At 70.6% G+C, this 25,513-nt stretch carries 28 protein-coding genes, 1 tRNA gene and 1 riboswitch; of the genes, 18 read left to right on the forward strand and 11 right to left on the reverse strand.

Annotation, left to right across the window (positions count from 1 at the left end; genetic code table 11):
- Window positions 1-28 precede the first annotated feature (28 nt).
- Both ABD108_RS20565 and ABD108_RS20570 read right to left on the reverse strand, forming a co-directional pair.
- Complete coding sequence (locus ABD108_RS20565; RefSeq protein WP_343931266.1) at window positions 29-451, reverse strand: hypothetical protein; 423 nt, start codon at window positions 449-451, stop codon at window positions 29-31.
- Window positions 448-1,455, reverse strand: a complete 1,008-nt coding sequence (locus ABD108_RS20570; protein WP_343931267.1) for an isopenicillin N synthase family dioxygenase — start codon at window positions 1,453-1,455, stop codon at window positions 448-450. The genes ABD108_RS20565 and ABD108_RS20570 overlap by 4 nt, the downstream gene beginning before the upstream one ends.
- 151 nt (window positions 1,456-1,606) lie before the next feature.
- Here ABD108_RS20570 and eno point away from each other — a divergent pair, with 151 nt between their 5' ends.
- The 5 genes from eno to ABD108_RS20595 all read left to right on the forward strand — a co-directional run bounded on the left by eno (window position 1,607) and on the right by ABD108_RS20595 (window position 5,252).
- Entirely contained in the window at window positions 1,607-2,893 is a 1,287-nt protein-coding gene (gene eno, locus ABD108_RS20575) for a phosphopyruvate hydratase (protein ID WP_220658160.1), read from the forward strand.
- A gap of 27 nt (window positions 2,894-2,920) precedes the next feature.
- Window positions 2,921-3,343, forward strand: a complete 423-nt coding sequence (locus ABD108_RS20580) for an FtsB family cell division protein (protein ID WP_305112839.1) — start codon at window positions 2,921-2,923, stop codon at window positions 3,341-3,343.
- Window positions 3,343-3,876, forward strand: coding sequence for a DUF501 domain-containing protein (locus ABD108_RS20585; protein ID WP_220658162.1), 534 nt, complete (start codon window positions 3,343-3,345; stop codon window positions 3,874-3,876). Before ABD108_RS20580 ends, ABD108_RS20585 begins: the two co-directional genes overlap by 1 nt.
- The gene (locus ABD108_RS20590; RefSeq protein WP_343931269.1) at window positions 3,873-4,829 is read left to right on the forward strand and encodes a Ppx/GppA phosphatase family protein; all 957 of its coding nucleotides are present in this window, start codon (window positions 3,873-3,875) and stop codon (window positions 4,827-4,829) included. The genes ABD108_RS20585 and ABD108_RS20590 overlap by 4 nt, the downstream gene beginning before the upstream one ends.
- Before the next feature lie 141 nt (window positions 4,830-4,970).
- Window positions 4,971-5,252 carry an SDR family oxidoreductase gene (locus ABD108_RS20595; RefSeq protein ID WP_220658164.1) on the forward strand — a complete coding sequence of 94 codons (282 nt, stop codon included), beginning with the start codon at window positions 4,971-4,973 and terminating at the stop codon, window positions 5,250-5,252.
- Between the two features lie 21 nt (window positions 5,253-5,273).
- Here ABD108_RS20595 and ABD108_RS20600 read toward each other — a convergent pair whose 3' ends face one another.
- Both ABD108_RS20600 and ABD108_RS20605 read right to left on the reverse strand, forming a co-directional pair.
- Entirely contained in the window at window positions 5,274-5,588 is a 315-nt protein-coding gene (locus ABD108_RS20600; protein ID WP_305112836.1) for a DMT family transporter, read from the reverse strand.
- 18 nt (window positions 5,589-5,606) lie between these two features.
- A riboswitch (guanidine-III (ykkC-III) riboswitch) is annotated at window positions 5,607-5,671 on the reverse strand.
- A 101-nt stretch (window positions 5,672-5,772) separates the two neighbouring features.
- Window positions 5,773-5,849: transfer RNA gene (locus ABD108_RS20605), tRNA-Leu, on the reverse strand.
- A gap of 87 nt (window positions 5,850-5,936) precedes the next feature.
- Here ABD108_RS20605 and ABD108_RS20610 point away from each other — a divergent pair.
- The 3 genes from ABD108_RS20610 (at window position 5,937) to ABD108_RS20620 (ending at window position 7,740) form a co-directional block, all read left to right on the forward strand.
- Complete coding sequence (locus ABD108_RS20610) at window positions 5,937-6,143, forward strand: RNA polymerase subunit sigma-70 (protein ID WP_220658166.1); 207 nt, start codon at window positions 5,937-5,939, stop codon at window positions 6,141-6,143.
- Window positions 6,144-6,161: 18 nt separating this feature from the next.
- Window positions 6,162-6,701 carry a Clp protease N-terminal domain-containing protein gene (locus ABD108_RS20615; protein WP_220658167.1) on the forward strand — a complete coding sequence of 180 codons (540 nt, stop codon included), beginning with the start codon at window positions 6,162-6,164 and terminating at the stop codon, window positions 6,699-6,701.
- A gap of 130 nt (window positions 6,702-6,831) precedes the next feature.
- Window positions 6,832-7,740, forward strand: a complete 909-nt coding sequence (locus ABD108_RS20620) for a Bax inhibitor-1/YccA family protein (protein WP_220658168.1) — start codon at window positions 6,832-6,834, stop codon at window positions 7,738-7,740.
- Between the two features lie 102 nt (window positions 7,741-7,842).
- Here the strand turns inward: ABD108_RS20620 and ABD108_RS20625 are convergent, their stop codons facing one another.
- A complete protein-coding gene (locus ABD108_RS20625) occupies window positions 7,843-9,198 on the reverse strand; it encodes a serine/threonine-protein kinase (RefSeq protein ID WP_343931270.1) in 1,356 nt (451 codons plus the stop codon).
- A 75-nt stretch (window positions 9,199-9,273) separates the two neighbouring features.
- On the reverse strand, window positions 9,274-10,194 hold the full coding sequence (locus ABD108_RS20630; protein ID WP_220658170.1) for an SGNH/GDSL hydrolase family protein: 921 nt from the start codon (window positions 10,192-10,194) through the stop codon (window positions 9,274-9,276).
- Window positions 10,195-10,263: 69 nt separating this feature from the next.
- Between ABD108_RS20630 and ABD108_RS20635 the strand changes: the two genes are divergently transcribed.
- Both ABD108_RS20635 and ABD108_RS20640 read left to right on the forward strand, forming a co-directional pair.
- On the forward strand, window positions 10,264-11,646 hold the full coding sequence (locus tag ABD108_RS20635; protein ID WP_343931271.1) for a cystathionine beta-synthase: 1,383 nt from the start codon (window positions 10,264-10,266) through the stop codon (window positions 11,644-11,646).
- A gap of 25 nt (window positions 11,647-11,671) precedes the next feature.
- Entirely contained in the window at window positions 11,672-12,844 is a 1,173-nt protein-coding gene (locus ABD108_RS20640) for a cystathionine gamma-synthase (RefSeq protein WP_220658172.1), read from the forward strand.
- Here the strand turns inward: ABD108_RS20640 and ABD108_RS20645 are convergent.
- On the reverse strand, window positions 12,841-13,686 hold the full coding sequence (locus ABD108_RS20645) for a hypothetical protein (RefSeq protein WP_343931272.1): 846 nt from the start codon (window positions 13,684-13,686) through the stop codon (window positions 12,841-12,843). The genes ABD108_RS20640 and ABD108_RS20645 overlap by 4 nt on opposite strands.
- Before the next feature lie 164 nt (window positions 13,687-13,850).
- On the opposite strand from ABD108_RS20645, the gene ABD108_RS20650 reads away from it, so the two are divergent.
- Window positions 13,851-14,873, forward strand: coding sequence for a polysaccharide deacetylase family protein (locus tag ABD108_RS20650; protein ID WP_343931273.1), 1,023 nt, complete (start codon window positions 13,851-13,853; stop codon window positions 14,871-14,873).
- Between the two features lie 70 nt (window positions 14,874-14,943).
- Here ABD108_RS20650 and greA read toward each other — a convergent pair whose 3' ends face one another.
- The 3 genes from greA to ABD108_RS20665 form a co-directional block, all read right to left on the reverse strand.
- Window positions 14,944-15,438 (reverse strand): transcription elongation factor GreA, encoded by a 495-nt coding sequence (gene greA, locus ABD108_RS20655; protein ID WP_220658175.1) that lies wholly within the window; start codon window positions 15,436-15,438, stop codon window positions 14,944-14,946.
- Window positions 15,439-15,601: 163 nt separating this feature from the next.
- A complete protein-coding gene (locus tag ABD108_RS20660) occupies window positions 15,602-16,372 on the reverse strand; it encodes a queuosine precursor transporter (protein ID WP_343931274.1) in 771 nt (256 codons plus the stop codon).
- On the reverse strand, window positions 16,369-16,797 hold the full coding sequence (locus tag ABD108_RS20665) for a DUF4307 domain-containing protein (protein ID WP_220658177.1): 429 nt from the start codon (window positions 16,795-16,797) through the stop codon (window positions 16,369-16,371). The genes ABD108_RS20660 and ABD108_RS20665 overlap by 4 nt, the downstream gene beginning before the upstream one ends.
- A gap of 60 nt (window positions 16,798-16,857) precedes the next feature.
- Here ABD108_RS20665 and mca point away from each other — a divergent pair, with 60 nt between their 5' ends.
- The 6 genes from mca (at window position 16,858) to ABD108_RS20695 (ending at window position 23,783) form a co-directional block, all read left to right on the forward strand.
- A complete protein-coding gene (gene mca, locus ABD108_RS20670) occupies window positions 16,858-17,724 on the forward strand; it encodes a mycothiol conjugate amidase Mca (protein WP_220658178.1) in 867 nt (288 codons plus the stop codon).
- Entirely contained in the window at window positions 17,724-18,029 is a 306-nt protein-coding gene (locus tag ABD108_RS20675; RefSeq protein WP_255585682.1) for a hypothetical protein, read from the forward strand. The genes mca and ABD108_RS20675 overlap by 1 nt, the downstream gene beginning before the upstream one ends.
- Window positions 18,030-18,093: 64 nt before the next feature.
- Window positions 18,094-19,974 (forward strand): ArnT family glycosyltransferase, encoded by a 1,881-nt coding sequence (locus tag ABD108_RS20680; RefSeq protein WP_343931275.1) that lies wholly within the window; start codon window positions 18,094-18,096, stop codon window positions 19,972-19,974.
- Between the two features lie 18 nt (window positions 19,975-19,992).
- Window positions 19,993-21,963, forward strand: coding sequence for a thioredoxin domain-containing protein (locus ABD108_RS20685; RefSeq protein WP_343931276.1), 1,971 nt, complete (start codon window positions 19,993-19,995; stop codon window positions 21,961-21,963).
- Window positions 21,964-22,169: 206 nt separating this feature from the next.
- On the forward strand, window positions 22,170-23,231 hold the full coding sequence (locus ABD108_RS20690) for a 3-deoxy-7-phosphoheptulonate synthase (protein ID WP_255585683.1): 1,062 nt from the start codon (window positions 22,170-22,172) through the stop codon (window positions 23,229-23,231).
- A gap of 9 nt (window positions 23,232-23,240) precedes the next feature.
- A complete protein-coding gene (locus tag ABD108_RS20695; RefSeq protein WP_343931277.1) occupies window positions 23,241-23,783 on the forward strand; it encodes a DinB family protein in 543 nt (180 codons plus the stop codon).
- Here the strand turns inward: ABD108_RS20695 and ABD108_RS20700 are convergent.
- Window positions 23,704-24,630: a DMT family transporter gene (locus tag ABD108_RS20700; protein WP_343931278.1), complete on the reverse strand. Its 927-nt coding sequence runs from the start codon at window positions 24,628-24,630 to the stop codon at window positions 23,704-23,706. The two genes, ABD108_RS20695 and ABD108_RS20700, sit on opposite strands and share 80 nt — an antisense overlap.
- Window positions 24,631-24,756: 126 nt before the next feature.
- On the opposite strand from ABD108_RS20700, the gene ABD108_RS20705 reads away from it, so the two are divergent.
- Window positions 24,757-25,512 carry an SDR family NAD(P)-dependent oxidoreductase gene (locus ABD108_RS20705; RefSeq protein WP_220658184.1) on the forward strand — a complete coding sequence of 252 codons (756 nt, stop codon included), beginning with the start codon at window positions 24,757-24,759 and terminating at the stop codon, window positions 25,510-25,512.
- The last annotated feature ends 1 nt before the right edge of the window (window position 25,513 follow it).

The following is a 25,513-nucleotide window of genomic DNA, read 5'->3' on the forward strand; positions in this document are numbered from 1 at the left end:
CTATAGGTCCGAAGCCTGGGTACGGGTTCTATTCGCGGAATTCGGCGGCGGTGTGTCGGGCGGCGGCCGCCATGAGGAGCCCCGCGGCGGCGCCGGCCAACGCGAACGGATCCAGCGGATGCGAGACCCAGGCGTCGGCGTGCGACCACGTGGCGAGCCATCCGTCCGCCTTGCGGGCCGTGATCACCAGGAGCGGCGGGCAGGGCTCGATCTCATCGCGGAGCTGTCGCGCCAGTCCGATGCCGCCGGTGGGTGCCGCCTCGCCGTCGAGGATCGCCAGGTCGATCCCGCCCTCGTCGAGGCGGGTGATCACGGTGGGCGCGGTCGCGGTCTCGATCACGGTGATCGGGGGCAGATCGGGAGAGGGGCGACTGCCCAGCGCGGCGATGATCTCCGCGCGGTGCTGCGCGTGGGAGCTGTAGACGAGGACGAGCGGGCCGGCGCCGGTCATTCCCCCACGATAGGTTCCGGCGCGGCGGCAGGAGCGGGATTCGGATAGTGCCGTGCCGCCACATCCGGGTGCGCGCGCAACCGGCTCTTCCACGCGTTGCGTCCGTAGGTGTCGAAGATCGGGTTCTCGGGGTCGACGGTGACCCCGCTGCGCAGTTCCGCCGGGAGTGGCAGGCGCGGCATCCGCGCGTGCACCGACGGATTGAAGAAGTACGGCACCGAGATCCGGTCCGCACCGGCGCGGCGATTGACCACCCGGTGCTGCGTGGCGCGCAGGTATCCCTCGGTGCCCACCTCCAGCATCTCGCCGAGGTTGACGATGAACGCCCCCGGCAGCGGCGGAACGTCGACCCACTGCTGCGTACCCGGCGGCAGCACCTGCAGTCCCTCCGAATCCGGATCGACCAGCAGCAGGGTGAGGACACCGGAATCCTTGTGCGCGCCCACGCCCTGATCGGTATCGGTGCCGGCCGGGTAGCGGACCACCTTGATCAAGGTGGCAGGCTCGGTGGCGAAGGCCGCGTCGAAGACGTGCGGATCGGCGCCGAGGGAACGGGCCCAGGCCCGCAGCAGGGTGAGCGCGATGCGCGAGAGGTCTGCGTCCCAGCGCTCCATCACCGCGCGCAGCTCCGGCAGAGCCGCCGGCCACTGATTCGGCCCCACCAGGTTCCGGTGATCGGGACCCGGACCCGACGGTGCCGGCCGTTCCGGCCCGAGGTCGATCTGCTCGCGCCAGTCGACGGCACCCCGGGTGAGTTCGCCCCCGAGCCGGGTGTAGCCGCGGAAGTGCGGCGAGTTCACCATCGCGATCGCGTCCTTCTGCGCCTGCGGCAGCGCGAAGAAGCGGCGGGCCACGGCGAGCACCTCGGCGATCCGCTCCGGTCCGAGCCCGTGCCCCGTGAGGTAGAAGAAGCCCACGTCGTGCGCGGCCGCGCGCAACCGTCCGTCGAAGCCGTCCGGGTCGGAGTCCAGCAGCGACAGATCCAGGACGGGTACCGCGGTCATGTCCGGAGAGTAGCTCCGGCGTGGCGGCGATCACCCGATTCCGATCGGCCTGATTCGCCCCGACCGCGCGCCGAGCTTCGCCTCGCTGTGGCCGGGCATTAGGCTGAGCCGCGAGATTGTCGTGAGCTCGGCCAGTGCATAAGGAGAGACCGTGTCCGAAATCATCCAGGTAGGCGCCCGAGAGATCCTCGACTCCCGTGGCAATCCCACGGTCGAGGTCGAGATCGTGCTCGCCGACGGCAGCTTCGCCCGCGCCGCGGTGCCGTCGGGTGCGTCGACCGGTGAGCACGAGGCCGTGGAGCTGCGCGACGGTGGCGAGCGGTACGGCGGCAAGGGCGTCACCAAGGCCGTCGAGGGCGTGCTCGAAGTGATCGCGCCCGAGGTGATCGGCATCCCCGCCGACGAGCAGCGCATCATCGACCAGACCCTGCTGGACCTGGACGGCACCCCGGACAAGAGCCGCCTCGGCGCCAACGCCCTGCTGGGTGTGTCGCTGGCCGCGTCCAAGGCCGCCGCCGAATCGGCCGCGCTGCCACTGTTCCGCTACCTGGGCGGCCCGAACGCGCACATCCTGCCCGTCCCGATGATGAACATCCTCAACGGCGGCGCGCACGCCGACAGCGGCGTGGACGTCCAGGAGTTCATGGTGGCCCCGATCGGCGCCGAGACCTTCAAGGAGTCGCTGCGCTGGGGCACCGAGGTCTACCACTCGCTCAAGTCCGTGCTCAAGAGCAAGGGCCTGAACACCGGCCTCGGCGATGAGGGCGGCTTCGCCCCGTCCGTCGCCGGCACCCGCGAGGCGCTGGAGCTGATCTCCGAGGCCATCGGCAAGACCGGCCTCAAGCTGGGCTCCGATGTCGCGCTCGCGCTCGACGTGGCCGCCACCGAGTTCTACACCGCGGGCAGCGGCTACAAGTTCGAGGGCAAGGTGCTCAGCGCCGCCGAGATGGGCGAGTTCTACGCCAAGCTGATCACCGAATTCCCGCTGGTCTCCATCGAGGACCCGCTGTCGGAGGACGACTGGGACGGCTGGGTCGACCTCACCGACGCCATCGGCGACAAGATCCAGCTGGTGGGCGACGACCTGTTCGTCACCAACCCCGAGCGGCTCGAGGACGGCATCGCGCGCGGCGCCGGCAACGCGCTCCTGGTGAAGGTCAACCAGATCGGCACGCTCACCGAGACCCTGGACGCCGTCGCGCTCGCGCACAACAACGGCTACAAGACCATGATGAGCCACCGTTCGGGCGAGACCGAGGACACCACCATCGCGGACCTCGCGGTCGCGGTGGGCAGCGGCCAGATCAAGACCGGCGCCCCCGCCCGTTCCGAGCGCGTCGCCAAGTACAACCAGCTGCTGCGCATCGAGGAGGAGCTGGGCGACGCCGCGCGCTACGCCGGCGACACCGCGTTCCCGCGCTTCGAGTTCACCAGCTAGACCGACAGAGCGAAGGAGCACAGCACCGTGAGCAGGACCCGCGTGGTGACCGCGCGCAATTCCCCCGGGGGCGGCGACCGCCCCGAATCGGGGAGCGCCGGTCGCGTCGTCGTGCTGTTCGTGGTGCTGTGCGTCCTCGTCCTGACCCTCGCCGTGCCCGTGCGGACGTACCTGTCCGAACAGGCCCGTGAGGACAAGGTGGCGGCCGAGCACTCCCAGCTGCTGGCCGACATCGCCCGCCTGGAGGAGCAGAAGCGCCTGCAGGACGATCCGGCGTACATCAAGCAGCAGGCCCGGATCCGGCTGCAGTACGTGATGCCGGGGGAGACCGCCTACCGCGTGCAGTTCCCCGGCGCCCCGGCGCCCACGCCCGAGCAGATCGAGGCGGAGCAGTCGAAGCAGAATCCCTGGTACACCAACGTGTGGCGCACGATCGCCGTTCCGCACTGATGTCCGGCGACGCAGCGGCCGTCCCGCAGGCCGATCTCGACCGGGTCGCCGAGCAACTCGGCCGCGTTCCGCGCGGTGTGCTGGCCGTGGCCTACCGCACGCCCGACGGTGACCCGGCGGTCGTGAAGACCGCGCCGCGGCTGCCCGACGGGACGCCCTTCCCCACCCTCTACTACCTGACCGATCCGCGGCTCACCGCCGAGGCCAGCCGGCAGGAGAGCGCCGGTGTGATGCGGGAGATGGAGGCGCTGCTCGCCTCGGATCCCGAGGTCGCGGCGAACTACCGCGCCGCCCACGAGCATTACCTCGCCTCCCGGAACGCGCTGGAGGACTTGGGAACCGACTTCACCGGCGGCGGCATGCCCGACCGGGTCAAGTGCCTGCACGTCCTGATCGCCTATGCGCTCGCCGAGGGCCCGGGCACCGTGTGGCTGGGCGACGAGGCGGTGGCGCTGGCCGCCGCCGCGGGCCTGCGCGGCACCGCCATCCCCGCGGACTGGCCGGAGCCCCGTTACCCCTGGGGCGGGCAGTGAGCGCTGCCGTCGGGACGACGGTGGCCGCGATCGACTGCGGCACCAACAGTATTCGCCTGTACGTCGCGCGCCGGGAGGACGGCGGGCTGGTCGAGCTGACCCGCGAGATGCGGATCGTGCGGCTCGGACAGGGTGTGGACGCCACCGGGCGCTTCGCCGACGACGCCCTCGACCGCGTCCGGGTGGCGCTCGACGACTACATCGATACCGCACTGCGGCTGGGCGCCACCGCGGTGCGGATGGTGGCCACCTCCGCCGCCCGCGACGTGTCCAACCGCGACGCCTTCCTCGCCCTCACCGCCGCCGCGCTGGGCCGGATCACCCCCGGCGCACAGGCCGAGGTGATCCCCGGCACCGAAGAGGCGGAACTGTCGTATCTCGGTGCCACCGCAGGACTTCCGGCGAGCGACCCCGTCCTCGTGGTGGACCTCGGCGGCGGCTCCACCGAGCTCGTCGTCGGCTCCGGCGGCGTGGTGGACCGCGCCTTCTCGGCGAACATCGGCTGCGTCCGGATCACCGAGCGGACCCTGCCCTCCGACCCGCCCACCGCCGCCGAGGTCGCCACGGCCCGGACCGTGATCGACGAGGCCCTCGACGAGGCCGTGCGCACGGTGCCGCTCGACGGCGTGCGCACCTGGATCGGCGTGGCCGGCACGTTCACCACCCTGGCGGCCCTCGCTTTGGGCCTCACCGAGTACGACCCGCAGCGGATCCACGGCGCGCGGGTGCCGCTCGATCGACTGACGGAGTTGTGCCGGTCGCTGGTGGGCATGACCTCCGCGGAGCGGCTCGCGCTCGGCCCCATGCATCCCGGTCGCGCGGACGTGATCGGTGGCGGCGCGCTCGTGGTGATCGCCCTCGCCGAGCGCCTCGCGGCGGTCGGTGTGACCGAGCTCATGGTGTCCGAACACGACATTCTGGACGGCACCGCGATGGGGCTTCTCCAGTCCTGAGCTGGGAAAACGCGAACCGTTGCTCGGTGTTAACGAACTGTTGACACACTCACAGCGTTCTGGCACTGCCGCAGCGGGTTTCGCCGCTTACGGTGATCTCACAACCGACGGGGAAACCCGTTTCGGCGAAGGGAGCAGGACATGGAGAAGGTCTCCGTCAAGAGCGTCGTCGTGGTGCTGGACGGTACGAAGGGCACCGTGGATCTGGTGGCCGAGCTGTCGCGCCGAGGGACCCGCGTGACCGCGGTGGGCGAGAACTTCCGCGACGTGGTCTCGGTGCTCTCGGGCGATGTCTACGCCCTCGTCGCCGATCTGGCCGATCCGGAGCAGTGGGAGACCGCGCTCCTGCGCGCCGAGCGGCGCCACGGCACCGTCGAGCAGATCCTGGACCCGGCCGGGCGTCTCGCACCGCTCGCGGCCTGACCGCACCGTCGTGCGCGGCGGTCAGTGGGCGAGCTTGAGCCCCACCACTCCGCCGACGATGGCGACGATGCACAGCACCTTGATCAGCGTTGCGGGCTCCTCGCCCGTGACCATCGCGTAGACCACGGTGAGGGTGGCGCCGATGCCCACCCAGACGGCGTAGGCGGTGCCGGTGGGCAGATCGCGCATCGCGTAGGCGAGGCCGGCCATGCTGGCGACCAGGGCCACGCCGAAGACCACCGACGGGGTGAGTTTGGAGAAGCCCTCGGACTTGCCGAGCGCGGTGGCCCAGACGGCCTCGAGGATGCCGGAGATGATCAGAACGATCCAAGCCATGATGTGAACCCTCCTAGGTTCACACCGTCTTTTCGCTGGCCGGGTACGGTGTGCCTCGTCCGGATGTCTTGTTGCGACGCCACTGAGGTTACCCGAATGGCCGCCGGTGGCAAGCCTCTCGCGCAGGTGGTGAGGAACCTCACCGGATGCGGGCACGAGAGTCCGACCGGAAGACGTGAATGTCTGGTGCCCCCACCGGGGTTCGAACCCGGACTGCGCAGATTTTAAGTCTGCTGCCTCTGCCAGTTGGGCTATGGGGGCGCGCCGACGAGCCTAGCGCGGGAGGCGCACCGTCGAACCTGTCAATGCACGTTGACACGCCGACGATGTCAACGTAGATTGACGAGTGTGAGCTCACCACCCACCCTCGTCGGATCGGCGGCATCGGAGGACCCTGCACAGGGTCTGCGAGCCGTCGTCGCACTGCGCAAACTGGCCGACCAACTCGAGGCTGTTCAGGTGGCCAATGCCAGGGGCCTCGGCTGGTCCTGGCAGGACATCGCCGAACACCTCGCGGTCTCGCGCCAGGCGGTGCACAAGAAATACGGCAAGTAAGCCGGGAAGTAGGACGCCATGTTCGAGCGATTCACCAAGAGCGCCCGCATCTCCGTGGTGCTCGCGCAGGAAGAGGCCCGCGAGGCGGGCGCCGACCGCATCACCCCGACTCACCTCATGCTCGGGGTGGTCGACGGTGCCGACGATGAACTCAAGCGCGAGCTCGCCGACATCGGCCTCACCGCCGAGGCGATCCGCGCCAGCGGCGTCGGGCGCGTGATCACCGATCAGGATGCGGAAGCGCTCAAGGAGGTCGGCATCGATGTCACGGCGATCGCCGACGCCGTGTCCACCAAGTTCGGCTTCGACATCCTCCGGCCGATCCGCAAGCGTTTCGCCACCGGCAACATCCCGTTCGGGCCCGGTTCGAAGAAGTCGCTCCAACTCGCTCTGCGCGAAGCGACCCATCGCAAGGACCGCAGCATCGGCGCCTCACACGTACTGCTCGGCGTGATGCGCAGCGACGATCAGGAAGCGCTCGGTGCCATCGAGTCGGTGCTTCCGCCCGCTGAGCTGCGGCAACGCCTGTACGACTTGCTGGACCGACCAGCCGCCTGAATCCTCTCTGCGTGATCGTCCGCCGAACGGTAAGCTATTCGTAAAGCGATGTGTCCGAATCGGGAACCTCCGGGCGGGCGCGTTCGTTGAACAGTTCGTAGGTGCACGTGACAAGCGAAAGGACAGCACGGTGCGCGAAAGCAGCAATCCGATCCTGCGGGGAATGACGCGCGGGAATCAGCAGCCGGCGGGCGTACCGCAGCAGGGGTACCCGCAGGGCTACAACCAGCAGGGCTACAACCAGGCGGCGGGCTTCGGCATGGGTGCCGCGGGTGCCGCCGGCGCGGCCCAGGGCATGCAGTACGGCCAGCCCCAGGCCCCGTACGAGACCACCACCGGTGGTCGCACCATGACGGTCGACGATGTGGTCACCAAGACCGCCGCCACCCTCGGCGTGCTCATCGTCTTCGCGGCCGCCGCGTACTTCCTCGTGGGTGCGAACCCCGGCCTCGCCACGCCGCTCACCATCGTCGGTGCCATCGGCGGCCTCGTGCTGGTGCTCATCGGCACCTTCGGCCGCAAGATGGACAACCCGGCCATCGTGCTCTCGTACGCCGCGTTCGAGGGCCTGTTCGTGGGCTCGATCTCGTACGTCTTCGCCAACTGGGTGATCGCTGACGGCATCAACGCCGGCGCCTTCCTCTCGCAGGCCATCCTGGGCACGTTCGGCGTGTTCATCGGCATGCTGGTGGTCTACAAGACCGGCGCGATCCGCGTGACCCCGCGGTTCACCCGCATGATGTTCGGCATGCTGATCGGCGCCATGGTGCTCGCCCTCGGCAACCTGGTGATCGGCCTGTTCTCCGGTGGTGCCGGCCCGCTGCGCGACGGCAGCACCCTGGCGATCATCTTCTCGCTGGTGATGATCGGCATCGCGGCGTTCAGCTTCCTGCTGGACTTCGACCAGGCCGACCAGCTCATCCGCGCGGGCGCTCCGGCCAAGGCCGCATGGGGCGTGGCGTTCGGTCTCACCATCACCCTGGTGTGGCTGTACGTCGAGATCCTGCGACTGCTGAGCTACTTCTACAGCAACGACTAGTCGCCGACCGCGACCACGAAGGCCCCCGCTCCGGCGGGGGCCTTCGCCGTTGCGGGGCAGCCGTTGCGGGGCAGCCGTTGCGGGGATCAGCCGTTGCGGGGATCACTCGTTGACAACGACCCGGTCGCCGCTGCGGACCATGGCGCCGGGTGCCGGGTTCTGCGTGGTCACGACCTCGGCGGCGGGATCGACCACGCTGAGTGTGAGGCCGAGAGTCCGGGTGGCCTCCGCGGCCTCCGCGAAGGACAGCCCGCGCAGGTCGGGCATCGTCGCCGTATCGGCGGAGGTATCAGCGGGCGCATCGCCGACCAGCTCCGAGGAGCCGGGGGTCGCCACCGGCGTCGCCGCGGGCACAGCCGAACCGCCCGTACTGCGCACCGAGGCGGAGTGCGCCGTGCCCACCAGCGCAGCGCCGGCGAGCATGAAGGCGGCCGCGACCACCACCATCACGCGATGGCGTCGGCGCGGCGCCGTGGCGAATGTGGGTGCCGCGCCGGTGGGTTCGGGGCGCAGCGGGGCGGGTTCCGCGCGGGGAGTCGGCGATTGCGGACGGGTTCCGGTGCCCGAGGGAACGGTCACCGCAGGAACGGGAGCGGCCACCGTCGGCGCCGCCGCAGCGTCGAGCGCGCGGTCGAGTGCCGCGACGAACTCGCGCGACGAACCGAATCGCCGCAGGGGATCGGCGTTCAGGCCGCGGCCGAGCACCTGGTCGACGGCCGCGGGCAAGGCGGCGTTGCGCTGCGTGGCCGCGGGGACGGGAACCGTGAGCTGGGCGTCGAGCACTGCCGCGCGCTCGCCGCGGAACGGTGCTGTGCCCGTGAGCATGGTGAACGCCGTGGCCGCGAGGCTGTACTGATCCGAGCGGTCGTCGCTCGGGTGCCCCGTGAGCACCTCGGGCGCGGCGTAGCCCGTGGTGCCCAGCGCCATCCCGAAGGCCGTGATGTTCGCGGGGGCATCGGCCGCTTTGGCGATGCCGAAATCGGCCACCGTCACCCGCTCGATCCGGGGACCGTCTCCCACCACGAGGATGTTGTCGGGCTTCACGTCCCGGTGCACCACCCGGTGCTGCGTCCACGCGTAATCGAGGGCCTCCGCGGTCGCGCGCAGCACAGTGAGGGCCGCATCCGGAGGGAGCGGGCCGCGCCGCAGCAGATTCCCGACCGACGTCCCCGCCACGTACTCCATCGCGATCCACGGCCGCCCGTCCCACCAACCGCGGTCGTAGACCTCCACGATGTTCGGGTGGGTGAGCCGCGCCAGGATGTCGGCCTCACGCTCGAACCGCGCCAGCGACGCCGGATTCGACGGTGCGGCGGCCGTGCGCAGCACCTTCAACGCCTGCATTCGCGGCAGCCGCGGATGCCGGACCAGGAAGACCTCGCCCATGCCGCCCGCCCCCAGCCGGCGGACCACCGGGTACTCATCGATCCGGGAGGGGAGGGGAGAGGTCGCATGCACGGGTCGATCCTCGCGGCGGCAGGCACCGGCATCGTCCTAGCCATGTCCTGATTCGGTCACAGCGACGCACCGGTCTCAGTCGCGGGCGCGCAGGGCCCGCCGCAGGCGCGCCGTGATGCGCTGCGCATCAGCGGCCTCCGAGACCTCGGGCGGCGACGGCAGCGGGCCGTGCCACTCGCCCAGCGCCGCCAGCACCTCGGGCAGGATGAGCCGCGCCGCCAGCTCGTAGCCCGCCGCCGACGGATGGAAGTTGTCGGGGGAGAACATCCGCTCCGGCGCCTGCAGGAATTCCGGGGTGAGCGTGTCGGCGAAGGGCACCGGATGTCCGCCGGCGGCCAGCACCTGGGCCTTCTGTCGCGCCGCGAGTTGCAGACCGTACCGCCGGATCACCGACCGCAGGGGTTGCGGAATCGCCGTCACGACACCGATATCGGGGCACGTCCCCACGATCACCTCGGCGCCCGCCTCCCGCAGCTGGCGCACCGCCTCGCCCAGCCGTCGAGCCGACGGTTCGATCCCGTTCAGCGCGGTCACATCGTTGCCGCCCACGATGATCACCGCCACATCGGGGATCTGCTTCGCGATGAAGGCCGCCTCGATCTGACCGGCCAGCCCCTTCGAGGTGGCGCCCACGATCGCCTTGCACGCGTACTGCACCGTGCGGCCCGTCTCCGCCACCAGGCCGCGCGTGATCAGCACCCCCGGGGTGTGCTCGGCATCGTCGACCCCGAGACCGGCGGCGGTGGAATCCCCGAAGACCATGAGCTTGACGTCCGCCGGGTGCGCCGGACCGGGCCGCTCGACTCCGTCGCGCCCGGGGTAGTAGACGCCGTCCTTCGACGGTGCCTTGTCGGTGCGGTGGGGGATCACGGTGCGGGCGGTGCGGGCCTGCTTGGTGAGCAGCGCATACGCGCCCCAGGTGGCACCGGCACCACCGGCGGCGGCCGCGGAGGTGCGAAGGGCGTCGCGCGTGAACCGGCGCCGGGTGTAACCCATGAGCACAATCTACTGGCGATCCCGTACACCGGCATGAAGGCGCGGGGAGCGTTCTGGGACGATAGAGCCATGCGTATCGCAGGACACGTCAGCGAGTTGATCGGCGACACCCCGTTGGTGCGGCTGAACTCCGTGGTCACCCCCGGATCCGGCCTGGTCGCGGCGAAGATCGAGTACCTCAATCCGGGCGGGTCCAGCAAGGACCGCATCGCCGTGAAGATGATCGACGCGGCGGAGGAGTCGGGTGAACTCAAGCCGGGCGGCACCATCGTCGAGCCGACCTCCGGCAACACCGGCGTGGGCCTGGCGATCGTCGCGCAGCAGCGCGGCTACAAGTGCGTCTTCGTGTGCCCCGACAAGGTGAGCGAGGACAAGCGCAACGTCCTCAAGGCCTACGGCGCCGAGGTCGTCGTGTGCCCCACCGCGGTGGCGCCCGAGCATCCGGACTCGTACTACAACGTCTCCGACCGGCTCACCCGCGAGATCCCCGGCGCGTGGAAGCCCAACCAGTACTCCAACCCGAACGGCCCGGCCAGCCACTACGAGACCACCGGTCCCGAGATCTGGCGCGACACCGAGGGCAAGATCACCCACTTCGTGGCGGGCGTCGGCACCGGCGGCACCATCACGGGCACCGGCAAGTACCTCAAGGAGGTCTCGGGCGGCACGGTCAAGGTGATCGGCGCCGACCCCGAGGGCTCGGTGTACTCCGGCGGCACCGGCCGCCCCTACCTCGTGGAGGGCGTGGGCGAGGACTTCTGGCCCACCGCTTACGATCCCGACATCCCGGACGAGATCATCGCCGTCTCCGACGCCGACTCCTTCGAGATGACGCGGCGGCTCGCCCGCGAAGAGGGCCTGCTGGTGGGCGGCTCCTGCGGAATGGCCGTGGTCGCCGCGCTCCGCGTGGCCGAGCGCGATCCCGATGCGGTGGTCGTGGTGCTGCTGCCCGACGGTGGCCGCGGCTACCTGTCGAAGATCTTCAACGACAAGTGGATGAGCAGCTACGGCTTCCTGCGCGCCCCGCTCGACCCCAACGAGCAGGAGGCCCTGGTGGGCGACGTGCTGCGCGGGAAGAAGGGCGAACTGCCCGACCTCGTGCACACGCACCCCTCGGAGACCATCCGCGACGCCATCGAGATCCTCGCCGAGTACAACGTCTCCCAGATGCCCGTGGTCGGCGCCGAGCCGCCGATCATGGCCGGTGAGGTCGCCGGTGCGGTCACCGAGCGCGAGCTGCTCTCGGCCGTCTTCGAGGGCCGCGCGGCACTCGCCGACCCCGTCAGCAAGCACATGGGCCCGGCCTTCCCACTGATCGGCGCGGGCGAGCCGATCAGCGCCGCCAACTCCGCGCTGCGCGAGTCCGACGCGCTCATGGTGATCGACGACGGCAAGCCCGTCGGCGTGATCACCCGGCACGACGTGCTCGGCTTCCTCTCCCACGGCAAGTAGCAGGCAAGACGAAAGGCATCGCATCATGAGTGAGCAGAAGAGCGCCGCCGACAGCCGTGCCGCGCAGGGCTTCTCGACCCGCGCCATCCACGCCGGCTACGAGCCCGATCCGCTGACCGGCGCCGTGAACGTGCCGATCTACGCCAGCTCCACCTTCGCCCAGGACGGCGTCGGCGGCATGCGCGGCGGCTTCGAGTACGCCCGCACCGGCAACCCGACCCGTCGCGCCTACGAGGCCAACCTCGCCGCGATCGAGGAGGGCACGTTCGGCCGGGGCTTCGCCTCCGGTATGGCCGCCACCGATACGCTGCTGCGCGCCACCCTGCGCCCCGGCGATCACCTGATCATCCCCGACGACGCCTACGGCGGCACCTTCCGCCTGATCGACAAGGTGTTCTCGCAGTGGGGGATCGAGCACACCCCGGCGCCCGTCACCGACGTCGACGCGGTGCGCGCGGCGATCCGCCCCAACACCAAGCTGGTGTGGATCGAGACGCCCACCAACCCGCTGCTCAACATCGGCGACATCGAGGCCCTCGCCGAGGTGGCGCACGCCGGCGGCGCGAAGCTGGTGGTGGACAACACCTTCGCCAGCCCCTACCTGCAGACCCCGCTCACGCTGGGCGCGGATGTGGTGCTGCATTCGGTCACCAAGTACCTGGGCGGGCACTCCGACACCGTCGGCGGCGCACTGGTCACCAACGACGAGCAGCTCGACACCGATTTCGCCTTCCTGCAGAACGGCGCCGGTGCCGTGCCCGGACCGTTCGACGTGTACCTCGCGCTGCGCGGCATCAAGACCCTCGCCGTGCGGATGGACCGGCACTGCGACAACGCCGAGCGGATCGTCGAGTTCCTCTCCGGTCGTCCCGAGGTGTCGACGGTGCTGTACCCGGGCCTGGAGAGCCACCCAAACCACGCGGTCGCGGCCAAGCAGATGAAGCGCTTCGGCGGCATGATCTCCGTGCGCCTGGCGGGCGGTCGCGAGGCGGCGCAGCGGTTCTGCGCCCGGACCGAGGTGTTCACCCTGGCCGAGTCGCTGGGCGGCATCGAATCGCTCATCGAGCACCCCGCGGCCATGACGCACGCGTCCACCGCTGGCTCGCAGCTCGAGGTCCCCGAGGATCTGGTGCGCCTGTCCGTGGGCATCGAGGACATCGGCGATCTCATCGCCGACCTGGAGAACGCGCTCGGCTAGTCGAGGCGTTCGAGCCGGTAGTGCAGTTGCAGCGCGGGGCGGGATCGCACCGATAGCCAGTGGTCGGTGCGGAGCACGCCCAGCTCGTCGACGAACACCCGGAAGCGTTCGCGCAGTGGTGCTCTCGCGGCGTACCAGTCGCCGCCGGACCGCACGGTGATGTACGCGCCGTCGCGGCCGAAGGCCTCACCCCGGGAGAGCAGGGTCAGCGCACCGTCGCGCTCCGCGCGGGGCGCGAGGAAGACCTGCACGTTGCCCTCCTCGAGCGGGAACGAGACGTGCACGTGCGGCTGCGGGTCGCCGGGCGTACCCCCGACGCGGTAGTAGCCGCTGTACACCGACGATCCGTCGGCGCCGAGCGTGCGCAGCCACGCGGTCCCGGCCCGCTCGCCCTCGGCGTCGAGGACGGGCCGCACCCGGCTCGTCATGCCGCGGCTCACCGCGAGGGGCTGGACCGGCAGCGCGAGTTGCTCGACCCGGCGCCCGAACAGTCGCGCCACCGCCTCGCCGCCCGGCGCGAAGACCGCGCTCCACTGCGACCAGACATCCATCCGGTAGGCGCCGGTGTGCTCGTAGAAGTCGCGGACCAGCGGGTGCAGGTCCGCGGAGCGGAAGTCCGGCCCGTCCAGCGCGCCGATGTCCGGGATCAGGCCGTCGTCGGCCGTGCCGGCCCCGACGCGTCCCGCGCGCTCCCACTGTTCGAGCCAGGCGTCGCCGCCGGCCCCGACCGGGTTGGACGGTGCGGCGAGCCAGGACTGCGCACCGTCGGGATCGATCCGCCGCCCGACGGTGCGCCAGAACAGGCGCGTTCCCCGGTCGATCGCGCTCCACGGCACCCCCATGTGGCCATGATGCGGTGCGGTCCGCGCCCGAGGCAAGCCGCGCGGCCGGGCGCCGCGGGTGTAACGACTCGGTCACCATCCGCTGCCGCGACTACCGAATCGTGGCTGATGAGACTAGTGTGACTGGTGTTGTAGAAGATGACACAAGTGTCTGGAGTGTGCTCTTGAGGCCCAAACAGAGCCGAAAGGTCCGCAACTATGCGGTCGGCGGAAGTGCGCTGGTGATCGCCGGCGCCATCGTCGGCGCGTGCACGGTGAACGGGACGTCCACGGACCGTGCGGGTTCGAGCCTGACCTTCGATCCCTTGCCGTCCAGCACCCCGTCCGCGGTCCCCGGCGCCGGGCTGAGCCCGGGCGGTACCGCACCCGGTCAGCCGAGCGCCCCCGCGACATCGTCGCCCGCCCCGCGCACCATGACGGTCGTCGTGCCGCCGCCGGCTCCGACCGGTCCCGCCGCGCCCGTCGCCCCCGCTCCCGCCCCGACCGCACCGGCCGGCGCACCGTCGCCCCAGGCCGCGGCACCGGCCGGACCGCCCCCGCCGAGCCCGACCTCGGTGCCGAGCGCCGTGGCCAAGCCCGTGTACCTGCCCGACGGCTCGGTGGACTGCGCGAAGAGCAAGTGCGTCGCGCTCACCTTCTCGGGCGGCCCCGGACCCGCCACCCGGCAGTTCCTCCAGACCCTCGATCAGCACAATGCCCGCGGCACGTTCTTCGTGACCGGCGCCCAGGTGACGCTGAACCCCGACATCATGGTGGCCATCGCCGGCACCGGCAACGAGGTGGCGAACGGCACCTGGTCGCAGCCCGACATGACCACGCTGTCGGCGGAGGAGAACAGCACGCAGCTCTCGCAGACCAATGCGGCGGTGCAGCAGACGGTGGGCATCACGCCCACGCTGTTCCGGCCCATGGGCGGGCACACCTCGCAGTCGGTGGTGGACACCGGGAAGAAGCTGGGTCTGTCGCAGATCCTGTGGGACCTGGACACCCGCGATTACAACTACCAGGGCGACCCGGACGGTCTGACCAAGGTGCTGATGCAGATGAAGCCCGGCCAGATCGTCATGCTGCACGACACCTTCCTGGCATCGGCGACGGCTCTGGACCGGGCTCTGACGGACCTCACGAATCAGGGGTACGCCTTCGTCACCGTGAGTCAGCTCCTGCGCACGCGCTCCGCCGGATAGGCCGGCCGCACACGGGAACCGAACGATGACGCGGGCTCACTCCACGCCGGAGTGAGCCCGCTGTCGTCTGTTACGAGTGGTAGGGCTCCGCGCTCACCAGGGTGACCTTGACGGTGGCACCGCTGGGGATGGTGTACTCGCGGGTCTCGCCTGCCTTCGCGTCGATGAGGGCGGCACCCAGCGGCGAGCTGGGGGAGTAGACCTCGAGGCCGCCGTCCTGCGCGCCCTCCTCACGAGTGGCGATGAGGAAGGTCTCGGTGTCCTTCTCGTCGCCGTCGTAGTAGACCTTCACGACCGAGCCGGGGAGCGCCACACCGGACTGGGTGGGGGCCTCGCCGACCTTCGCGTTGTTGAGCAGTTCCTGCAGCTGGCGGATGCGCGCCTCCTGCTGGCCCTGCTCCTCGCGGGCCGCGTGGTAGCCGCCGTTCTCCTTGAGGTCGCCCTCTTCGCGACGCTCGTTGATCTCGGCGGCGATGACGGGGCGGTTGGCGATCAGCGCGTCCAACTCGTTCTTGAGGCGCTCGTGCGACTCCGGGGTCAGCCACGTCACCTGAGTGTCCGTCATGTCACTTCCGTTCGTCGTAGTGGTTCAGGGGCCGCTCGGGCGACGTGCCCGGGAGCGGACCGGCCCCGGTCGGCGCCGGGGCCCGAAATGCAGCAATACACGGCTCCGACGCGGAACCGTGCATCCCGCAACCTTACCATGACTAGCGTCATGGTGCCGGGGGTCAGACCTGGAGCAGGGCTTGCTGGTAACTGGGCTCGCGGCGCTTGAGGAAGGCGCAGGCCGCGTAGCTGAGCGGCATGATGACGATCTCGACGAGCGTCTTCCAGACGAAGCCGATGATCGTGTACGCGACGAACTCGGAGCCCGACCAGCCGATCGCCGGCGCGGCGATGGAGCAGAAGACCAGGGTGTCGAAGAACTCGCCGACCACGGTGGAACCCAGGAGCCGGGACCACAGGTGCTTCTCGCCTGTCCAGGCCTTCATCCGCACCAGGACGTAGGAGTTCATGAACTCACCCACGACGTATCCGGCGAGACCGGCCACCAGCAGCATCGGCACGACGGTGGCGATGGTGTCGAAGGCGGCGGCCGAAGCGGGCGCATCGGCGGGTGCGGGCAGCAGGCTGGTGATCCACATGCACGTGGCCGTGAGCACCAGCATGCCGAAGCCCACGGCGATCACGCGGCGCATGGCCTTGAATCCGTACACCTCGGAGATCACGTCGCCGAGGACGTAGGCGAGGGGGAAGAGGTAGAAGGCGCCGTCCGTGGGGAGGCCGTCGAAGGTGAGGCCCATGATCTCGAAGTGCAGCGACGACGACCACAGGCTTACGGCCTTGGTGCCGGTGATGTTCGAGATGATCATGACGCCGACGAAGATGCCGACGAGCGCGGGGAAGTAGGGACTGGGGATCGCGGCGAACGCCGGCGCGCTGGTGCGGGCCGGCCGCCCAGACTTCGGTTCGTTCTCGGGGGTGCTGTCAGTGCTCACGAACGGTCAAGGTACGCGGGCACGTCGGTTCCGCAACCGAAGACGTCGCCCACGGCGGCGGGAGCGGTGGTGCGCACCTCGCTCGAGACCACCACGACGGGGTCCGCCGAGGGCTTGACGTAGAACTCGCGCCGGCCCACCTCGTCGCCCGCCTTGTTCTTGGCGCGCACGATGCAGCTCACCGGCTGCGAGGCGTCCTTGCGGGTCACCGTGACCTGCACCTCGACGGTGGAATCGGACACCACGGAGTACCCCGCCGTCTCGCCGCTCACCGGCTTGTCGGAGAACTTCGAGTAGCCGAGATAGGCCAGGCCGACGCCGAGGAAGACCACGACCACGAGCCCGATCACCAGCAGCCGGCGGGTGTGCCGGGGATCCTGCTCGTCGGGATACCGATCGGACGGCCGGGCGGGGACGGTGGACATGCCTCCATCGAAGCACACCCGGCGCGGCGTCCCGTCGGCCGATCAGGGAGACTGGAGTGCATGACCGGATACCGGCTACTCGCCGTTCATGCACACCCGGACGATGAGTCGAGCAAGGGCGCCGCGACCATGGCGCGTTACGCGGCCGAGGGCGACGACGTACTCGTGGTGACCCTCACCGGCGGCGAACGGGGCGACATCCTCAATCCCGCGATGGACGTGGCCGGCGTCAAGGACCGCCTGCCCGAGGTCCGCCGCGAGGAGATGGCCAAGGCCGCCGCGATCCTCGGCGTGCAGCACCAGTGGCTCGGCTTCGTGGACTCGGGCCTGCCCGAGGGCGACCCGCTGCCCCCACTGCCCGAGGGCAGCTTCGCGCTGGAGCCGCTGGAGATCCCCGTCGAACGCCTGGTGCGCGTGATCCGCGAGTTCCGCCCGCACGTGATGCTCACGTACGACGAGAACGGCGGCTACCCGCACCCCGACCACATCAAGACCCACGAGGTGTCGATGGCCGCCTACGAGGCCGCCGCCGACCCGGAGCAGTTCCCCGAGGCGGGCGAGCCCTGGCAGATCTCGAAGGTCTACTACAGCCACGGCTTCCTGCGCGGGAAGTTCCAGGCCTTCGCCGACGAGTTCGAGAAGGCCGGCCTGGACAACCCCTACGCCGAGTGGCTGGAGCGGTGGAAGGACGAGAAGAACGACATGATGGCCCGCGTGACCACGCAGGTCGAGTGCGGCGAGTTCTTCCCGGTCCGCGACGACGCCCTGCGCGCGCACGCCACCCAGATCGACCCCAACGGCCCGTTCTTCGCGGTGCCGATGGAGTGGCAGCAGCGGCTGTGGCCCACCGAGGAGTACGAGCTCGCCAAGACCACCGTGAGCACCCGGATGCCGGAGACGGACCTGTTCAGCGGAGTCGAGAAGTGATGAGCGTCCTCCAACTGGCGTCCGACGCGGTGATCCTGCTGGCCGACGATCCCAAGCCCAAGGGCCCGGAGTTCGGCAAGGCCACCCCGCTCGGGCTCGCGGTGATCGTCGCCCTGCTGGCGGTGACCTTCCTGCTGATCCGGTCGATGAACAAGCACGTGAAGAACCTGCCCGAGTCCTTCGACGACGAGCAGCCCGGCGAGGGCGACGAGGCCGGCGGCACCGATCACGCCGGTGTCGAGCATCCCGCAACCGGCGACGGCACCGCCCCCGTCGACGATCCGGGCCGCGACCGCACCCCGTAGCGCTCACAGCGACCTCCCAGCCCCACCGCCGGGTCCGGCCAGGACCACGGGCGAGATTCGTGGGGTGAAGCATCTGACTCCGCGGCGCCTCGCCGTGTCCGCGCTCCTCGGCATGACGGCGCTGCTGTACTGCTGGAACCTCGCGATCAACGGCTACGGCAACGACTTCTACGCCGCGGCCGCCCAGGCCGGCGGCCTGAACTGGAAGGCCTGGCTGTTCGGATCGCTCGATCCGGGCAACGTGATCACCGTCGACAAACCGCCCGCCGCGCTGTGGGTCACCGGGCTGTCGGTGCGGATCTTCGGGCTCTCGTCGTGGTCGGTGCTGGTGCCGCAGGCGGTGATGGGGGTGGCCACCGTGGGCCTGGTGTACCTGACCACGCGGCGGCTCCTGGCCGCCCTGCCCGAGCGGACGGCCACCGGCGGCGCGCTCCTCGCGGGCGCGGTGTGCGCGCTGACGCCGGCCGCGGTGCTGATCTTCCGGTTCAACAATCCCGACGCGCTGCTCGTGCTGCTGATGACCGCGGCGGCGTACTGCACGGTGCGGGCGTGCCAGGCGGCGTCGTGGCGCTGGCTCGTCGCGTGCGGCGCGCTGCTCGGCTTCGCCTTCCTGACCAAGATGCTGCAGGGCCTGCTGGTGCTGCCGGGCTTCGGCCTCGCGTACCTGCTGTTCGCGCAGACCACCTGGCTGCGGCGGGCTCGGGATCTGGCGCTGGGCGTCGTGGCCGTCGTGATCTCGGCCGGCTGGTACGTGCTGCTCACGGTGCTGTGGCCGGCGTCCTCGCGGCCGTACATCGGCGGTTCGAAGGACGGCACGTTCATGGATCTGGTGCTCGGCTACAACGGCCTGGCGCGGATCGTCGGGAACTCCGGCGGCGGCGCGGCCGGTCCCGGCGGCGGCGGACCGGGCGGCGGTGCGACGGGGACCTCCTTCGGCGGCACTCCGAGCCTGGCACGGCTGTTCAGCAACGAGTTCGGCAACGAGATCTCCTGGCTGCTGCCCGCGGCGCTGCTGGTGCTCGTGGTGGGGCTGGTCCTGGTGGCGCGCCGCCGCCTGGATCGCGATGTGGCCCTGGGGCTCACCGTGTTCGGTACCTGGTTGGTGGTGACGGGCGTGCTCTTCTCGTACATGAGCGGCACGGTGCATCCGTACTACACGGTTGCGCTGGCCCCGGCGATCGCGGTGCTCGTGGGCTGCGGCGCGGCCGTCGCGTGGAGCAGGCGGTCGACGGTGCCGGGCACCCTCGCGCTCGTGGTGCTCGTGGTTGCCGCGGGTGGCTGGGGCATCGTCCGGGCCTGGCGGGCGGGCTACGCCTGGCCGGTGCTCGGAATCGTGCTCGGGGCGTTGACGGTGCTCGCGGTGGCGGCACTCATCGTGACCCGCGCGGGCGGGCGGCGTTCCGTGGCCGCCGTGCTCATGCTGGCGCTGCTCGCCGGTGGCCTCGCGACCGCGGCGTTCAGCGTCTCGACCGCGGGCACGGCGCACAGCGGCGGCGTTCCCACCGCGGTGCAGACGGCCAAGTCGGGCAGCGCCTTCCCGGGCGGAGGCATGCGTCCCGACGGTGCCCCCGCCGACCTCTCGGGCGAACGGCAGGGCGAGGCCGACGGGCGCCCGAGAGATGCTGGCGCCGACGCGCAGGTGGTCGCGCTGCTCAAGGGCACCGACACCGACTGGGCGGCGGCGGTGAACGGCGCGCAGAGCCAGGGTGCGCTGCAACTGAATTCGGGCCGCCCCGTGATCGCGATCGGCGGCTTCAGCGGCTCCGATCCCGCACCCACTCTCGCGCAGTTCCAGCAGTGGGTGCGCGACGGTCGGATCTCCTACTACATCGCCTCCGGCGGATTCGGTCCCGGCCGAGGTACTTCCGAGATCGAGAACTGGGTGAAGCAGAACTACACCGCGACCACGGTCGGTACGGCGACCGTCTACAAGCTCACCCCGTAGCCGCCTACGCTGGTGGACGTGACCAATCGACTCGGCGCGTCCACCAGCCCCTACCTCCGGCAGCACGCCGACAATCCGGTGCACTGGCGTGAGTGGTCCGAGGAGGCGCTGGCGGAGGCGGCGGAGCGGGACGTGCCGATCCTGCTGTCCATCGGCTACGCCGCGTGCCACTGGTGCCATGTGATGGCGCACGAGTCCTTCGAGAACGAGGCCATCGCGCAGCAGATGAACGAGGGCTTCGTGTGCATCAAGGTCGACCGCGAGGAGCGGCCCGATCTGGACGCGATCTACATGAACGCCACCGTCGCCATGACCGGCCAGGGCGGCTGGCCCATGACCTGCTTCCTCACCCCGGCGGGCGTGCCCTTCTACTGCGGCACCTACTACCCGCCGGAGCCGCGTAACGGGCAGGCCAGCTTCCCACAGCTCCTCGACGCCATCGGCGACACCTGGCGCGAGCGCCGCGGTGAGGTCGACCGGGTCTCCGAGCAGGTGGCCGGACATCTACGTCAGGCCTCGTCCGGCCTGCCCGACGGTGCGCCGCCCAGCTCCGACGATCTCGCCGCCGCCGTCGCGACCCTGGTGGCCGACGAGGACCCGTCGGGCGGCTTCGGCCGGGCCCCGAAGTTCCCGCCCTCGGCCACCGTCGAGGCCCTGCTGCGGCACCACGAACGCACCGGCGACCCCGCGGCCTACGGGGTGGCGGTGCGGTGCGCGGAGGCGATGGCCCGCGGCGGCATCTACGACCAACTGGGCGGCGGCTTCGCCCGGTACGCCGTGGACGCCGACTGGGTGGTGCCGCACTTCGAGAAGATGCTCTACGACAACGCGCTGCTGCTGCGCTTCTACGCGCACCTCGGGCGGCGCACCGGTTCGTCGCTGGCGCTGCGGGTAGCCGAGGAGACCGCGGACTTCCTGGTGCGCGACCTCGGGATCGATGGCGCATTCGCCTCCTCGCTGGACGCCGACACCGAGGTGGAGGGGCACGGCGTGGAGGGCGCCACCTACGTGTGGACGCCCGCGGAGCTGGTCGAGGTGCTCGGCGAGGACGACGGTGATTGGGCGGCAGACACATTCGCGGTCACCGAGCGTGGCACGTTCGAGCACGGCGCCTCCACGCTGCAACTGCGGGGCGAGCCTGATCCTGCGCGGCTCGCCGATGTCCGGCGAAAGCTGTTCGCGGCACGGCTGACCCGCCCGCAGCCCGCCCGCGACGACAAGATCGTCACCGGGTGGAACGGCCTGGCGATCACCGCGCTGGCCGAGGCCGGCCGGGTCGACGCGGCGGCCGCTTGCGCCCGCTACCTCCTCGAGAAGCACTGGGACGGAACGGTCCTGCGTCGCAGCTCGCTCGGCGGCGAGGTCGGCGAGGCGCTGGGCATGCTGGAGGACTACGCCGCCCTGGTCACCGGTCTGCTGGCTCTGCGGCAGCGCACCGGCGACGAGGCCTGGGCGGATGCCGCTACGGCGATCCTGGACGCCGCCATCGACCGCTTCGCCGACCCCGAGGCCGCGGGTGGCTGGTACGACGCACCGTCGGACGGCGAAGCCCTGCTCACCCGTCCCCGCGATCCCGCGGACGGGGCGACACCGTCGGGCACGAGCCTGATGGCCGAGGCGCTCACCTACGCCGAGGCGCTGCTGGGGGAGAGGTACGCGAGGCTTGCCGCCGCGACCCGCGCCCGGTCGGGCGAGCTGATCCGTCGCGTGCCGCGCGGAGCCGGGCATCACCTGGCCGTGGCGGAGCAGGCCGCGGCGGGCCTGCAGATCGCCGTGGCCGACGGTGCCGGCGCCGCGGCGCTCGCCGCCGAGGCCCGGAGGCTGGCTCCCGGAGGCGCGGTAGTCGTTGCCGGACCTAAAGATTCGCATCCCCTGCTGGAGGGGCGGGGCCCGGTCGACGGCCGCGCCGCCGCCTACGTGTGCCGGGGGACGGTCTGCTCCCTGCCGGTCACCGACGGTGAGACCCTCGCCACAGAACTGTCGGCTTAGGGTGTGCTATCTTCCTTGATGTGGGTATGAACGCGCACATGTATTGGCGCTTTACCGAGGCTCCGGGTGGAGCCGGCGGTGAAGCGCGCATGCGCGGATAACTTCAGCCGCACACACACCCGGAGCCGAGGCAGCGAGCGATCGCTGCCTTTTTCGTAGGCACCGGGGGAATTCGTCTGGTGCCGCAGTACACCAGGAAGGTTGACATGACCATCGAGCTCGAGAGTCCGGCGTCCACATCGAATCGCCGGGTCACCGCGTTCCACGCGATTCCCTCGCCCGCAGCGTTGCAGGGCGAACTGCCGCTGGCCCCGCGCCTCGCCGCGCAGGTGGAGGCCGACCGTGCCGCGATCGCCGACGTGATCGCCGGCCGCGACCGCCGCCTGCTGGTGGTGGTGGGGCCGTGCTCCGTTCACGATCCCGAGGCCGCCCTCGACTACGCGCGCCGGCTCAAGCCGATCGCCGACGAACTCGCCGGTGAACTGCTGATCGTGATGCGCGTGTACTTCGAGAAGCCGCGCACCACCGTGGGCTGGAAGGGCCTGATCAACGACCCCGGGATGGACGAGTCCTACGACGTACCGCGCGGCCTGCGCACCGCCCGGCAGCTGCTCCTGGACATCCTGGAGATCGGCCTGCCGGTGGGCTGTGAGTTCCTCGAACCCACCAGCCCGCAGTACATCGCCGACACCGTGGCCTGGGGTGCGATCGGTGCCCGCACCACCGAATCGCAGGTGCACCGCCAGCTGGCCTCGGGCCTGTCGATGCCGATCGGTTTCAAGAACGCCACCGACGGCAACGTCCAGGTCGCGATCGACGGCGTGGGTGCCGCCGCGGCCCGCCACGTCTTCTTCGGCACCGACGACGACGGCACCGCCGCCATCGTGGAGACCGCGGGGAACGACAACTGCCACATCATCCTTCGTGGCGGGCGCATGGGCCCGAACTTCGACACCGATTCGGTGAGCACGGCCGTCGCGGCGCTGCAGAAGGCGGGCATCGCACCGTCGCTCATGGTGGACGCCTCGCACGCCAACTCCGGCAAGGACCACGTCCGTCAGGCCGAGGTGGCGCGCGAGATCGCCGCCCGGATCGCGGCGGGGGAGACGGGGATCTCCGGCATCATGCTGGAGTCCTTCCTCGTCGCCGGTGCGCAGCAGCCCGGTCCGGGGCCGCTGGTCTACGGGCAGTCGGTGACCGACAAGTGCATGGACTTCGCCACGAGCGATTCGGTCCTGCACGATCTCGCGGCGGCGGTGGCGCAGTAGATTCTGCGCATGGCGATCACACCGGACACCAAGGACTGGACCTGGGTCATGGAGCGGGCGTGCCCCGAGTGCGGGTACGACCCCGACTCGGTGCGCCGCACCGACGTCGGTGATCGCATCGCGCGGTCGGCGGCGGGCTGGGAGGCCGTGCTCGCCCGGCCCTGCGTCGCGGTCCGGCCAGACGAGCGCACCTGGTCGCCGTTGGAGTACGGCTGCCACATCCGGGATGTGCACCGCATCATGCGATCCCGGCTCGCGCTGATGCTGTCCTACGACGAGGCCGTGGCAGACGGTGCGCGGTTCGCGAACTGGGACCAGGACGCCACCGCGGACGAGGACGACTACACCGCGCAGGACCCGGCGGTGGTGGCCCGTGAACTCGCGGCCGCCGCCGCCGATTTCGCCGACGCCTACCGGGCCGTCGGCGAGGATCAGTGGGAACGACGGGGGCTGCGCAGCAACGGTTCCGCCTTCACCGTGGACTCGTTCGCGCGCTACGCACTGCACGATCTGGAGCATCATCGGGTGGACGTGGGGCTGGCACGCGGCTGAGCACGATCCCGGCGATCACCACCAACCCGCCCACCGGCTGATTCCAGGTCAACCGCTCACCGAGCACGGCCACGCCCAACAGCACGCCCACCACCGGCGTCAGATAGGTCACCGAGGATCCGGCGGCGGCGCCCCAGGCGGCCACGATGTTCGTGTTCCACAGGTACGCCAGCCCGGTCCCGAAGACCCCGAGGGCCACCATCGCGGCCACCACCTGCGGCGAGGCGACGGCCTGATGACGATCCCCCAGCAGGATCCAGCCGTCGATCAGCACCGCCCCGATCGCCACCTGGTACAGCGCGACCGACGGCGCCGGAAGGCCGAGCGGGGTCACGAACCTGCGCAGGTACACGAACGCGACCCCGTAGCTCGCCGTGGCCGCCAGGCAGGCCAGTTGTCCCGCGATCGATCCCGCCGCCCCGAGCTGCCACGGCGCCAGCACCACCAACACCCCGGCGAAGCCGATCGCCATTCCCCGCAGCTGATTCCGGCTCGGACGCTCCGATCGCAGCGCGACCAGCGTGACCGCCACCGTCATCAGCGGCGTCGTCGAATTGATGATGCTCGCCACCGCCGAATCGATCCGCTGCTCCGCCCACGCGAACAGTGTGAAGGGCAGCACGCACAGCAACACCGCGACCACGGCGATGTGCGCCACCGCCCGCCGCTCCCGGATCAGCGGAGCCCGCAGCACCGCCGCGGTCACCGCCAGGGTGAGCGCCCCGATCGTCAACCGGGCCGCCGTCACCTGCGCCGGGGACAGGCCAGCGAGCCCCTCCTTGATGAACAGGAAACTGGACCCCCAGGCCAGGGCCAGGGCGGTGAACTGCAGCGGAATCGAGCGCATGGTCCCAGTCCACCGCGGCACCGGCCCGCGTGCTGGCGGGAATCGGTCGCGGGGCTTCGGCCCGGCGGCAGCGCGCATCGGCGCGATACGGTGACACCGCACCGCCCGCCGAGCCGAGGAGTACCCGTGAGTGAAGTCGCCGTCGTCACCGGAGCGAGCAGCGGAATCGGGGCCGCCACCGCGCGGCACCTGGTGCGGGCGGGATTCGACGTGGTGATCGGCGCCCGCCGCGTCGAGCGCCTGGAGGACCTCAAGCGGCAGCTCGAGGCCGAGTTCCCCGAGCGGATCGTCACCGCGCTGCCGCTCGATGTGACCGATGTCGACTCGGTGCAGGCCTTCACCGACGCCATCCCCGCCGTCGACGTCCTGGTCAACAACGCGGGCGGCGCCATCGGCACCGAGACCATCGACGCCGCGAAGGAGGAGGACTGGCTGCGCATGTACGACATCAACGTGCTGTCGATCCTGCGTGTCACCCAGCGGCTGCTGCCCACGCTGCGGCAGTCACCGTCGGCCAGCGTGGTGACCATCGGCTCCATCGCCGCCCACGAGGCTTACGCCACCGGCGCCGGCTACAACGCCGCGAAGTTCGGCGCCCGCGCCGTGACCCGCGCCCTGCGCCTCGAACTCAAGGGGGAGCCGATCCGCGTGATCGAGATCGACCCGGGCCTGGTGGAGACCGAGTTCTCCGTCGTCCGGCTGCGCGGCGATGTGGACGGTGCCGCCAAGGTCTACGAGGGCGTGGACAACCTGCACGCCGACGACATCGCCGACGCCGTCACCTGGGCCGTGACCCGTCCGCCGCACGTGAACATCGACAACATCACGATCCTGGCCCGTGATCAGGTGAGCGCGCGCGAGGTGCACCGGCGCACCGTCTGAC

The sequence above is a fragment of the Tsukamurella strandjordii genome (genome assembly GCF_039525985.1).
In the GTDB taxonomy this organism is placed as follows: Bacteria; Actinomycetota; Actinomycetes; order Mycobacteriales; family Mycobacteriaceae; genus Tsukamurella; species Tsukamurella strandjordii.